The sequence below is a fragment of the Flavivirga sp. 57AJ16 genome, from assembly GCF_028736925.1.
In the GTDB taxonomy this organism is placed as follows: domain Bacteria; phylum Bacteroidota; class Bacteroidia; order Flavobacteriales; family Flavobacteriaceae; genus Flavivirga.
Map to the genome: position 1 here is coordinate 95,540 of NZ_JAQZAT010000013.1, position 13,541 is coordinate 109,080.

Annotated in this window: 7 protein-coding genes and 1 pseudogene; 5 read left to right on the forward strand and 3 right to left on the reverse strand. The window is 35.4% G+C overall.

What is annotated here, in order from left to right:
* Positions 1-193: 193 nt before the first annotated feature.
* The gene (locus PQO00_RS15060; protein WP_274185679.1) at positions 194-751 is read left to right on the forward strand and encodes a transposase; all 558 of its coding nucleotides are present in this window, start codon (positions 194-196) and stop codon (positions 749-751) included.
* 530 nt (positions 752-1,281) lie between these two features.
* Here the strand turns inward: PQO00_RS15060 and PQO00_RS15065 are convergent.
* From PQO00_RS15065 to PQO00_RS15070, 3 genes and pseudogenes are all read right to left on the reverse strand, one after another.
* Positions 1,282-2,511: a hypothetical protein gene (locus PQO00_RS15065; RefSeq protein ID WP_274185680.1), complete on the reverse strand. Its 1,230-nt coding sequence runs from the start codon at positions 2,509-2,511 to the stop codon at positions 1,282-1,284.
* A 133-nt stretch (positions 2,512-2,644) separates the two neighbouring features.
* Positions 2,645-2,935: pseudogene (locus PQO00_RS20425) on the reverse strand (LysE family translocator); the annotation flags it as partial.
* 339 nt (positions 2,936-3,274) lie between these two features.
* Positions 3,275-4,516, reverse strand: coding sequence for a hypothetical protein (locus PQO00_RS15070; RefSeq protein ID WP_274185681.1), 1,242 nt, complete (start codon positions 4,514-4,516; stop codon positions 3,275-3,277).
* 472 nt (positions 4,517-4,988) lie between these two features.
* Here PQO00_RS15070 and PQO00_RS15075 point away from each other — a divergent pair, with 472 nt between their 5' ends.
* The 4 genes from PQO00_RS15075 to PQO00_RS15090 all read left to right on the forward strand — a co-directional run bounded on the left by PQO00_RS15075 (position 4,989) and on the right by PQO00_RS15090 (position 13,528).
* Positions 4,989-6,524 (forward strand): YifB family Mg chelatase-like AAA ATPase, encoded by a 1,536-nt coding sequence (locus PQO00_RS15075; protein WP_274185682.1) that lies wholly within the window; start codon positions 4,989-4,991, stop codon positions 6,522-6,524.
* Positions 6,525-8,103: 1,579 nt separating this feature from the next.
* Positions 8,104-8,571: a hypothetical protein gene (locus PQO00_RS15080; protein ID WP_274185683.1), complete on the forward strand. Its 468-nt coding sequence runs from the start codon at positions 8,104-8,106 to the stop codon at positions 8,569-8,571.
* 269 nt (positions 8,572-8,840) lie between these two features.
* Entirely contained in the window at positions 8,841-9,962 is a 1,122-nt protein-coding gene (locus PQO00_RS15085; RefSeq protein ID WP_274185684.1) for a DUF2891 domain-containing protein, read from the forward strand.
* A 329-nt stretch (positions 9,963-10,291) separates the two neighbouring features.
* Positions 10,292-13,528 (forward strand): S41 family peptidase, encoded by a 3,237-nt coding sequence (locus PQO00_RS15090; protein WP_274185685.1) that lies wholly within the window; start codon positions 10,292-10,294, stop codon positions 13,526-13,528.
* Positions 13,529-13,541 lie beyond the last annotated feature (13 nt).

Here is a 13,541-nt window from a genome sequence, read left to right on the forward strand (position 1 = left end):
GTTTTAAAAACTAGTGGCGGTAAGAGTAAGCAAACGGAAAAGTACTCGCCATTTTAAGTTCATATAATCACCCGCTGTTCCCTTTTCTACCGCTAGTTTCCAAAACTAGTGGCGTATTGAGTAAGTATTAATTGTAAGAAAATAAATGCAAAAACTATACATGATATTGTGTGGCTTTTGTTATTTTAGTGCAATGAGCAGAAACTACAAGTTCCACAACAAAGGCGGTCTTTATTTTGTAAGTTTTGCCACGGTCAACTGGATAGATGTCTTCACAAGGGAGGCCTATTTTGATGTATTGGCAGAAAGCGTAGACTATTGCAGGAAAGAAAAAGGCATGGAGTTATATGCCTATTGCTTTATGCCCAGTCATGTACATTTTATATTTCGTTCAGCCAATAGTGAACCATCAGAGTTGTTGAGGGACTTTAAACGGCACACTTCAAAAAAGATTATTGAAGCCATAGAAAACAATCCAGAGGAAAGCAGGAAAGAATGGCTGTTGTGGATGTTTGAACGCGCGGGTAAAAAGAATGCAGCAACCAGTAAGTATCAGTTTTGGCAACACCATAACAGACCTATAGAGCTGTGGAGCGAAAAGGTGATCAAACAAAAGATAGATTATATCCATAACAATCCAATAGAAAGCGGTTTTGTAACCGATCCTATAGATTGGAAATATTCAAGTGCGAGGAATTATCAAGACGATAATACAGTTTTAGCTATAGATAGCGTTGGGTTTTTAGGGTGATTCTATTGAGTAAGCCCCTGTTAGCTTTCGTATGCATATGTTGCCGTTAGGATTTCCTAGTGGCGTTTTCTGGGCAGGAGACAAGAGCAAGAAAGGAGAAAAGCTTTTCCAGATCTTTTTGGTTTACATTTGCTTACTCTTGTGGCCACTAGTTTTGAAAACTAGCGGTAGCTGGGGTTTTTAGGGTGATTCTATTAAGTAAGTCCCTGTTAGCTTTCGTATGCATATGTTGCCGTTAGGATTTCCTAGTGGTGTTTTCTGGGCAGGAGACAAGGGCAAGAAAGGAGAAAAGCTTTTCCAGATCTTTTTGGTTTACATTTGCTTACTCTTGTGGCCACTAGTTTTGAAAACTAGCGGTAGCGGGGGTTTTCTGGGCAGGAGACAAGAGCAAGAAAGGAGAAAAGCTTTTCCAGATCTTTTTGGTTTACATTTGCTTACTCTTGCCGCCACTAGTTTTCAAAACTAGCGGTAGCGGACGTGGAAGCCACAACGATTACAGTTTAGGGTAACTTAATTGTTTATCCCTTTTTTTAATCCCAAAACCAAACACCCTCAGCACATTCTTTGAAATAGACATGGTCATTAGTTATAAAATAATCTAAATAAGCCGTTCCTCTATCTTTTTTAATTTCATCAAAGGAAGCATTGAATTTATAGTCTAATGTAATTATTGTATTTTCTGATTTATGTTTCATTCTTTCTATAACTTCAACTGAAATAGTATTGGATGTTATTGTAACCTTGTGTTTTTTATAGTCTAGAAAATTAAAATAAGGATAACCTTTGCCAATTGTTACTTCACCGTTGGAATTAACTAAGAATACTATATAGGAACTATTTTCTTCTAACCCAGTATAGATGTCTGTTAAATAATTGCAAGAGCTCCGAGGTATTTCAATGGACCATCCATTATTATTAACCCAATTACCTAGTTGACTTAAATTAAACTCACTCTGAATGTCTTCAATATCTTCAGATTTATTTTCATTTATTTTATTTAATACTTCTAATGTCCAATTTGACAAATCAATAACAGAATTTATGCAATCCTTTACACCATTTAATCTATTTACGGGGTTTATACATCCAAAGGTATTTGATAAAGTACCTATTACATTAACTAAATCATTAGCTTGTTCTAGACGTACATTTTCAATTTGTTTCTCCTCTAAAATCTTATCAATGGTATTGAAGATAGCTGAACCACAAGAAATAATAGCTAATGGAGCATTTAATAAGGCTAGGCTGTAAGCACATACATTAACATTAATTCCCAGACTAATAGCAAATAAAGCATTTTTTATATTTTTAAGTTTATTGAGGTTTTTAATATTATTAGATTTTGATTCTAATTTGAAATTAGAATTTAGGTTAGCTATCTCAGATATATCTATATCTTTTGAATATTCAATATTTCCATTAGCATCAATAAACCCTAAATCCATAACACTATTATCTTCTCTGTATGAGAACATTAATATACTTTCATCACTTAGGGTAATTTTTGATGGAAGAAAGTTTTCTTCATTAATTTCAACTAAAAAAGAATCTTTACTATTGGAAAATAAATAACCATCCATTTCACCATTTAAATCATTATCGATAGTTACGATTCTATCACCATCAATGTGTTGCAGAATAAGAGGGTATTTATCATTTTCAGTCTCAATAATTCCCAATCCATTATAAAGTGGACTTTCAAGATCTTCTTCAATTGAAGTTTCATCAGATTTACAAGAAAAGAGAGTAAGTACCAGCAATAAATAAAGATATTTCATATGATCTATGTTTTTGCGAATAAAAATCGTAATTATAAAATACAGAAAAGAAAATTATCGTTAAAGTGAATCAATGTTCTATGAAATAAAGTATATAAAGTGAAAACAAATAATCCTACCATTTAGTACATTGCTTGAGGTATATAAAAAATCCTAAATAACAAAAAAATCCTTGGCTATATATTTTCCACAAATCAACTTTTTCAAATTCAGTCTTTTCATTATCAAATAAGTTAGATTTATCAATAAGCATTCTGATGCCTAAATAAATTAGATAAGTAGCTCCAGTCCATTTTATTATACTGAAACGTAGTATTGATTTAGCTAATATTACTGATAATCCAAACGCAGCAAGAATGATATGAATTATGGCTCCGCTTCCGATTCCGAGAACAGAGTAAATTCCAGCTTTTTTTCCTGAGCAATACTACGAGTAATTATATAAATTGAATCAGCTCCGCTACCGCTAGTCTGTGCCTTAAATCCGCATGAGAGTCCCAGCTGTTCCCTAGTATACATAACGGCTACCGCTATTTTTTAACTAGTGGCGTTATGAGGGGCCATAAAAACAATTGAAGCCTCGTTTTAGAGATAGAATATGGTTGTTTATTTACAAGCCTGTTGTGTTTTATAACCTCTACTCGCCACTAGTTTTTAAAACTAGCGGTAGCGGGGTTACCAAGTTGCCTTTAGATAAATAAGCCGCAACAGATTAAAATGCATATAGTTTTGGTATTGTGCGCGATTAAAGTTGTTTTTCAGCTGTTCCGTTACAATAGTTAAAACACCCCCCTAAACGAGAATGACAAGATTTATATATAGTTGCTGTTCCAGTATTTTGTGTGTCAAAATTTACAATTAACTCTGATTCGATTTCAACTATATTATTAGTTGTTTCATTAATTTCATAATATCTGACGTGTATAGAAAGGGTGTTCCCCGTCTTATTAACTTTATATTTATCTAAATTTACAAAATTATCTTTTTCAGTAAATTGAGGTATGAAATTCCTATTTTCATCCAACCAAATATAAATCGAATAAGTACTACCAAATGGTGCGTTAGGAATGGATCCACAACTTGAAGGATTCCAACTAATTTTCCAAGCATATCTTTCAGAGCCAGCTTGTAAAGAGTCTTCGACTAATTCAACAGCTTCATCATTAATATCCTTTGTCTCGTTCATTTTATCAATTAATAAATCGATGCCAGTTAAAGTAGCATTAATGCATTCCAAAGCTTTGGCAGGATTACGTTTAATTACCCCTTCAGCACATTCGAAAACATCACTAAGCCCTGCTATGGTTGTTGTTAGGTTATTAAGTTGATAGGTAAGTTTAGTCAATGCCTCACTTTGAAAACCTAGTTGTTCTTCTAAAAACGATAAAGTATCAGAAATAGCTGAAGAACATGCAAGAGCAGCTATATGAACCTGAGCAGAAGCAAGACTACCAAGACATAGCGGTACATTTATGCCTATTTTTATAGCAAATAGAGCTATTTTTACACTTTCTAAAGCATCAAGACTTTTTAAATTAGATGAGCTGCTTTTAGAATTATAATATTTTTTATTAGTAGTTCTTGAAGGTAATGAAATCTCAATATCTCTAACATATTCGATATTTTGATTGGGGTCTATTATCCCTATATCCATTATAGTATTATCTTCTTTGAATGAGTACACAATCATTGTTCCGTCGCTAAAAGTTGTTACGCTTGGAAGCAAGGTAGATTCATCAAGCTCACTTATCATTGACACATCTCCATTGGAAAAAATAATTGCATCTATATTATTATTCTCATCATTGTCCATTGTCAAAAAACGTTCACCGTTTTGATGTTGAATGAGTAGCGGATATTTTGTGTTTTCAGTAAACATAATACCAACCCCTTCAATTAAAATATCTTCATCTGATAAATCAGAGTTGTCATTTGAATTACAGTTAAAAAAGAAAATAAAAACTAAGAAAAGAAAATACTTTTTCATATAAGTATGGTTTGGTTTTAAAAAAAAAATTTTTGTAATTTAGGATAATAAAGAAAGTTTCACAATAGTTTGAAAATACTTATAACGGTTATTTTTGTCTTTAAGCGAAATCCGTTCATTTTGAAAAGATATTCGGCACTTTAATTATAAATTCATATAGATATTCTTGATTTTTTCTTCTCTTATTCCAAGATATCTCCTATTAACATTTGTATTAATATGATTAAATATTTCTCATAGATAGAGGAGAGCTCCGCTATTCCCTAGTATGGCTACCGCTAGTTTTCAAAACTAGTGGCAGTAAGAGTAAGCAAGCGTAAAAGTATTCCCCTTCACCTTCGCAATGGGAGGCTATTCGATGTTATGTGGAAATCAAGAAAGAATTATTTTTAATTGGCATAATTCATAATGCAGGTTTAATTTGTTTACGATAAGAAATACTTTTCTTACATTTAACCAATAAACAAATTATATGCTCAAAAAAGTTTTTGGAAGCGCTGTTTTTGGCGTGGAAGCCACAACGATTACCGTTGAGGTCAATGTAGATTCCGGTATTGGCTATCACTTGGTTGGATTACCGGATAACGCCATAAAGGAGAGTAATTACCGTATAGCCGCGGCATTACAGAATAACGGCTATAAAATCCCGGGAAAAAAAATAACGATCAATATGGCACCGGCCGATTTGAGAAAGGAGGGAAGTGCCTACGATCTTACCTTGGCTGTTGGTATCCTTACGGCATCCAGACAAATTCAAGCCGAAGCATTAGAGCGGTATTTGATTATGGGAGAGCTTTCCCTTGATGGAAGTTTACAGCCCATAAAAGGCGCTTTGCCTATTGCGGTGAAGGCAAAAGAAGAGGGTTTTAAAGGTTTTATTTTACCTAGTCAAAATGCCAAAGAAGCAGCTATTGTCGATGGGTTGGAAGTTTATGGCATTGATAATATAAAACAGGTCATTAATTATTTTGATAAAGGCGAATCGTTAGAACCAACCATAATCAATACCCGTGAGGCCTTTTATAAAAATCTGGAATTCCCGGAATTTGATTTTTCCGATGTAAAAGGGCAAGAAGGTATTAAGCGCTGTATGGAAATTGCGGCAGCAGGCGGTCATAATATTATTTTAATTGGGCCACCGGGCGCAGGTAAAACCATGTTAGCGAAGCGCCTACCTAGTATTTTGCCGCCTATGACACTTTATGAGGCCTTGGAAACGACCAAGATACATTCGGTGGTTGGTCGGGTAAAAGATACAGGATTGATGGCACAGCGTCCGTTTAGGAGTCCGCACCATACCATTAGCGATGTTGCACTGGTCGGCGGTGGTTCGTTTCCGCAACCGGGAGAGATTTCTTTATCCCATAATGGCGTCCTGTTTTTAGACGAGCTGCCAGAATTTAAACGTGGTGTTTTGGAAGTACTGCGACAACCATTGGAAGATAGGGAAGTGACCATTTCCAGAGCTAAATTTACAGTAACCTATCCATCATCGTTCATGTTGGTAGCGAGTATGAACCCAAGCCCAGGCGGTTATTTTAACGATCCAGATGCTCCCGTTATGTCCAGTCCTGCGGAAATGCAACGCTATCTAAGTAAAATTTCAGGGCCTTTATTGGATAGAATTGATATTCATATAGAGGTGACGCCCGTACCTTTTGAAAAGTTGTCTGATGATAGAAAGGGGGAAACCTCTGTAGACATTAGAAAACGCGTTACAAAGGCCAGAGGCGTTCAAACGGTTCGTTTTAAAGAGTCGGATGCGGTGCATTATAATGCACAAATGAACACGAAACAAATCCGAAAATATTGCTTGCTGGACGATGCTTCCAAACAATTATTAAAAACGGCTATGGAGCGACTTAATTTGTCGGCTCGTGCTTATGATCGTATTTTGAAGGTGTCGAGGACGATTGCTGATTTAGAAGGTGTAGAAGCGGTGAATGGTTCGCATATTAGTGAGGCCATCCAGTATCGAAGTTTGGATCGTGAGGGGTGGTTGGGGTGATCAATTCCTGCGCAGGCAGGAATCTTTGAGATGTTACCCGCTAGAGCGGATTTGTAATCCGTGCTTTCCCTTGTAAATCTAAATTAAAATGAAATAATTGTTTTTGCTTACTCTTGCCTCCACTAGTTTTGGAAACTAGCGGTAGCGGGGTGATGAATTCCTGCGCAGGCAGGAATCTTAGAGATGTTACCCGCTAGAGCGGATTTGTAATCCGTGCTTTCCCTTGTAAATCTAAATTAAAATGAAATAATTGTTTTTGCTTACTCTTGCCTCCACTAGTTTTGGAAACTAGCGGTAGCGGGGTGATGAATTCCTGCGCAGGCAGGAATCTTAGAGATGTTACCCGCTAGAGCGGATTTGTAATCCGTGCTTTCCCTTGTAAATCTAAATTAAAATGAAATAATTGTTTTTGCTTACTCTTGCCTCCACTAGTTTTGGAAACTAGCGGTAGCGGTGTTTTGAGTCAGCAGACAAGAGTAAAAAAAGAAAAGCTTTTCCAGACCTTTTTGGTTTACATTTGCTTACTCTTGCCTCCACTAGTTTTGGAAACTAGCGGTAGCGGGGTGATGAATTCCTGCGCAGGCAGGAATCTTAGAGATGTTACCCGCTAGAGCGGATTTGTAATCCGTGCTTTCCCTTGTAAATCTAAATTAAAATGAAATAATTGTTTTTGCTTACTCTTGCCTCCACTAGTTTTGGAAACTAGCGGTAGCAGTGTTTTGAGTCAGCAGACAAGAGTAAAAAAAGAAAAGCTTTTCCAGATCTTTTTGGTTTACATTTACTTACTCTGTTGGCCACTAGTTTTGAAAACTAGCGGTAGCGGGGTTAAAACAATATAGATCCAAGAGTTGGGAATATCCACTTTACTCATCTTATGTTTACTATATTCTTATCCTATTTTTCTTTATACTATCATGTGCGAACTTATATTCTTTTTGGGCATCAAAACCTTGGGAAAATGTGTTAGGAATAGAAGTTTTTCAAATTTTATTAATAGGCGTACTCGCTTTAGTTATTCTTGTGGTAATAATTAAATCATTTGCAGAGCTATACAAATTAATGTTAGGGAGTAAAACTGTGTATGCCTATTGTTGGAAGTTTCTTCCTTTTAGAATTAGGATACTAAATAAGTTTAATATTAAACCTCATTACTATAACACTGAGAAAGAAGATGTATGTTCATGCTAGGTTATTGTTCCTCGTTTGTGACGGTGTAAATAAGAAATAGTAAATCTCGATAAGTTTAAATACCAATCTTTAACGGCATGAGCAAGATGTTGGTGCTAGCTTTATTTTAACTTATTCATTGCCGTATGATAAATTTGGTTTACTCTGATACCACTAATTTTCATAACCAGTGGAGGCAAAAGCAAGAAAACAAATAACCAAGCAATAAACATAGCCCAATCCGTTCTCATTTTGTCTGGAAAAAAAAGTTAATAGAGCTTGTATTAATGAAGTAATTAAAATATATTTGTATTATTTTGCTTACATAACCACCCGTTTTTATTTTTTATTGTATAAATCATATAAGGTTTGGAAATTGAACTCATTTTAAACTTTTTGCATTTAAGCGAAAATGACATATTTTCGGTCATTTGAAGCCTTTTTTGAGTTGCATAGCAGAGCTACGGAAGAAGAAAAAGGCAAAAAATGGGCATTTTTAGCAAATGTAAAAAGTTTTAATGAGTTCATTACAAAAGAATTAATGAAAAAAGTCAAGACTAACTGGACAAAAGAAGAGCTAAAAGTTTATACATTAATTTATTGTGCTAATGCCGATTTTTATGAGTCGAAATTTGAAATGGATTTTATTAAATCAAAAATACGAACGAGTAATTTTGGGGAAATCTATGATGAATTTAAGAAAGATAATGACTATCAAAGCATCAAAAAAATTCAATTATTGATTGAAGAGCATGGTTATACCAACGATGATATGAATGCCTTATTTGAAGAAATAAAGGACCTTTTCTTAAGTGATGACAAATATCATATTTTGGAAAAAAATCTAAATAGAGGCTTAAAACGTATTTTAAATAGTTAAGGTTGACTAATAAAATATAAAAGTCATTGTTGACAAGTCAAATAAATAGTTGTTTAAAACAAAAAGTTCATTTGAACATCCAACTAGGATACAGAATAGAAACTGCTTTAATCTGTGGTTAAGGTATTTCAGAAGGGGCTTTCTGCTTAATATTAAACCAAAAGCAGTTTCTATTCTGTATTCGAGTTTTCGAAGAGATGGCTCACAAGATACTTAAAAATTGATCAATTATTACTTGATTTCAAGAATTGATTCTTTAAATTTGCGGCATGCAAAAATATATTACACTGTTGCTAGCCGCTTTTTTATTTGGCTGTAATACCTCAAAAGAAGAAAAAGGTCAACCTGTTTTAAGTACCGCTTCACATAATGTTGAGCTTCGGGAGACTCCCAGACTTAATTTAAAAGATGCTAATGTTTTGGCAGAACTGCCTTTACATTGTATAAATACAGAGTATCCAAACAAGTTATCCCAAACCTTGGGAAGCGATGCCGATTTAAAGTCGCCTAGCGTATTGCACCCTGCCTTTTATGGTTGTTTCGATTGGCATTCTGCAGTTCACGGACACTGGAGTTTAGTAAGTTTGCTAAAATCCTTTCCAGAAATGGATAAAGCAGAGGCCATTAAACAAAAACTACTTCATAACATATCTAAAGAAAACATAGAACAAGAAGTGGCTTATTTTTTTGGTAAGCATAACAAATCTTATGAACGTACTTATGGTTGGGCATGGTTGTTAAAACTAGCAGAAGAAATACATAGTTGGGAGGCGCCCATAGCACGAGAATTAGAAGCTAATCTCCAGCCTTTAACCGATTTGATTGTTGGGAAATATATGGAATTTCTTCCTAAATTAAATTATCCAATCCGTGTAGGGGAGCATCCAAATACAGCCTTTGGACTCAGCTTTGCATGGGATTACGCAAACACAGTAAAAAACAATACCTTAAAAAAATCAATAGAACAGCGAGCCCGAGAGTTTTATTTAAAAGATACGGGCTGCCCAATAACATGGGAACCTGGCGGCTACGATTTTTTATCACCTTGCCTAGAGGAAGCAGCTTTAATGAAACGCGTGCTAACTACGGCTGAATTTAAAGTATGGATAAGCTCATTTTTGCCACAGTTGAGCAAGAAAGATTTTGTGTTGGAAACAGGAAAAGTATCCGATAGAAAAGACGGAAAGCTTGTACATTTAGATGGGGTTAATTTTTCACGTGCCTGGAGCCTAAATAAGATTGCAGAAGGATTGTCTGAATATGTACATCTTAAGGACATTGCAAATCAACATATTAATTATTCGTTGCCAAGTATTGTAGGCGATAGCTATGAAGGAGGACATTGGTTAGGTAGTTTTGCTATTTACGCGTTAAACTCTGTTGCACAATAGCAAAGGCGTGGTTATACCAGTTCTAACTTAAAGTTACCCACTAAAATTTGTTCTTATCCGTTTATGCATCAAATAAAACTTAAACGTAGCTAGTCCATGCTTGCTACCTAGTCAAGCTGAGCACTTGCTTTTCTTTTTTGCCTGAACAAAAAATAACTGTATTTTTTTGGTCACTTTAAAGTGAAAATGGTATAACCAAAAAGAACCCTCCGGTTTTTGATTCTCAGGGTGTACTAAAATTCTTTTATTTGTTAAAGAAAATCTAATAATAACCCTATTGGAATATAAATATTTTAGATTTGATGCATTATAACTAATTAATCATCAAAATGAATTTGTTTTTAAAGCTTGCATTAGTATTTGGTTTTCTTTTTTCCAACAGTATTTCTTCTCAAAACCCCTTAATCAATTTTCCAGCAATAAGCCCAAACGGACAGTCTATAGCCTATAATTACCAAGGTGATATTTGGACTTCTGATAGAGACGGACAAAACACAAAGCGACTTACCATTCATGAGGGATATGATACAAACCCTATTTGGAGTTTTGATGGAAAGTCAATAGCATTTATAAGCAATAGGTATGGTAACAATGATATATACGTTATGGCATCGGAAGGAGGCATTCCCAAGCGAATAACCTATCATTCTACAAGCGATAACATGACGGATTATACTAAAAATGGGGAGATCCTTTTTTCGACACGTAGGGATTTTGCTCAAGTAGAATGGGAAGATGAAATACATATCGTGAGTGAAAATGGTGGAACCCCTTATCGGTATATGAATGCGTTTGGGCTTCATGCAACCTTATCACCTAACGGGAAGTTTATTGCTTTTGTAAAAGGTAGTTGCAGGATACAACGTGAAGCTTATAAAGGATCTGCAAATAATGATATTTGGCTCTATAATATTGAAAAAGATACTTATACACAGCTCACAACTTTTGAAGGGCAAGATTTTTATCCACAATGGGGCAATGACACAACTATTTATTTTCAATCTGCCAGAAGTGGAAGGTACAATGTGCATCAACTAAATATTAATGAAGCGGGAGAAAAACAAGGGAACATTGCTCCAATCACATCGTTTAAGGATATGGGTATCTTTTCATTTCATATAAGTAGAAATGGTAAGGATCTGGTTATGGTTAAAGGCGATAAAGTATTTTTGGTAAATGCTCTTTCAAAAAAGCAAGAAGAAGTTAAAATAAGGATGTCATCAGATTATAGGCTGGATCCTATCGAACATAAAACGTATAGTAATAATATTAGGGATATTGCCTTGTCACCTAATGGCCTTTATAGCGCTTTAGTCATTCGAGGCGAGATTTTTATAAGAGAAAATAAAAAGGAGAAATCCAGAACAGTTAATGTCTCTAAGTCGTCTTATAGGGATAGAATGCCCGTATGGTTAAGTGATAGTACACTCGTTTTTGTATCGGATAGAGATGGACAAAACGATTTGTATTTAGTAAAATCCGATGATGACAAAGAAGGTGATTTATTCAAAACATTAAAACACGAAGTGGTAAGGCTTTCGAAGACTGATGAACAGGAGTCTAATCCAGTGCTGTCACCTAATGGCAAATCACTTGCTTTTAATAGAGGTAGAGGGAAATTGGTTGTAGCCAATATAGATGCCCATGGAAAATTATCAAATGAAACGATATTGTTAGATGGTTGGGGGCATGCCAGTAATGTATCTTGGTCTCCCGATTCAAAATGGTTGGCATATAGTTTGCAAGACTTGGATTTTAATGCCGAAATATATATTCATAAGGCGGATAATAGTAAAAAACCAGTAAATATTTCAATGCATCCCAAGCAAGATAGAGGGGCTATTTGGAGTTCTGATGGAAAAAAACTCATGTTTTCATCCAATAGAAACAATAGTGATTTTGATGTGTGGTTTACCTGGTTGAATAAGAAAGATTGGGAAAAAACCAAGCGTGATTGGGAGGAAGACTCCGATGATGCTTCGAAGAAAAAAGACAAAAAGAAAAAAGACGAAAAAGATAAGGATGATAAGGGAAAAGATGCCGTAGAAGATGTTGTTATCGATTTTCAAGATATTCATGAACGTCAGGTTCAGGTAACATCCTTTGTAGGAGGCGAGTTTGGCAGGTCGTTTTCAAAAGACGGGAAAACGATTTATTATACAACAGGAAATGGTAATAGAGGAGATGCTAGTGTAGAATCCGATTTATTCAAGATTTCATGGGAAGGAAAAGACAAAAAAGCCATAACAATGGGAAATAGTAGACCGTCCAATATTATTGTAGATAAAAAGTATTCTAAATTGTTTATGACGAAAGGGTCAGGTAGCCTTAACAGCATAAACTTATCGAATGACAAATCTGAAAGTCTTCCGTTATCTGCTAAGTTGGATATCGATTACCATTTAGAATCCGATCAAATATTTGAAGAAGCCTGGAAAGCCATTAATGATGGGTTTTATGACCCTAATTTTCACGGAAAAAACTGGGAAATCCTTAAGAAAACATACAAGCCCTTAGCTATGAAGGCCTCTACACGTAGGGATTTTCAAAATATGTTCAATTGGATGCTGGGACAAGTGAATGCCAGCCATATGGGCTTTAGAAGTGGTGAGCAAAGAGAAGACCTGCAAAGAGAAAGAACAGGTTTGTTGGGGCTGGAATTATTTCCAGATAAAAACGGAAGCCTTAAGGTAGTCTCTGTGGTAGGTAACATGCCAGGGGATAGAAGTGTAAGTAAACTTTATACGGGCGATATCATTACAGCCGTTAATGGTACTGAGCTTACTAAAGATCTAAATATTTATAGCTTATTGGAAAGGACTTCCGATGAAAAAATCTATTTAGAAATCCATAGAAACGGTGCGGTTAAGGAAATAGTCATTAGACCAAAAAGCAGCAACCGGGTTGAAAATTATAATGCCTGGGTAAAGGCCCGTAAGCAATTAACTAATAAGTATTCCAATGGAAAGCTAGGATACATTCATATACAAGGTATGAATTGGTCGAGTTTTGAGCGTTTTGAGCGAGAACTTACAGCAGCAGGACTGGGAAAAGAGGGCATCGTCATAGATGTACGTTTTAATGGTGGCGGATGGACCACCGATTATTTAATGGCCGTGCTCAATGTAAAGCAGCACGCGTATACAGTGCCCCGAGGCGCAGCAAAAGACTTAGAAAAAGAACATAGGAAATTTAAGGATCACTACCCTTTTAGTGAGCGTTTACCCTTAGCATCATGGACAAAACCATCTGTAGCATTATGTAATCAATCAAGTTATTCCAATGCTGAAATATTTTCACATGCATATAAGGCATTAAACATAGGAACGTTAGTTGGTGTGCCAACGTTTGGAGCTGTTATTTCTACAGGAAGCACCTCCCTAATTGATGGTTCTAGGGTTAGAATGCCATATAGAGGTTGGTATGTAAAAGAATCCCAGTCTAATATGGAGCTGGAGCCTGCTGTACCAGATGTTCTGGTATTTAATAATCCGGACGATAAGTCGAAAAAAGAAGATACCCAACTTAAAAAAGCAGTGGACGTTTTACTAACTCAAATAAAATAATAGGTTCAACAGA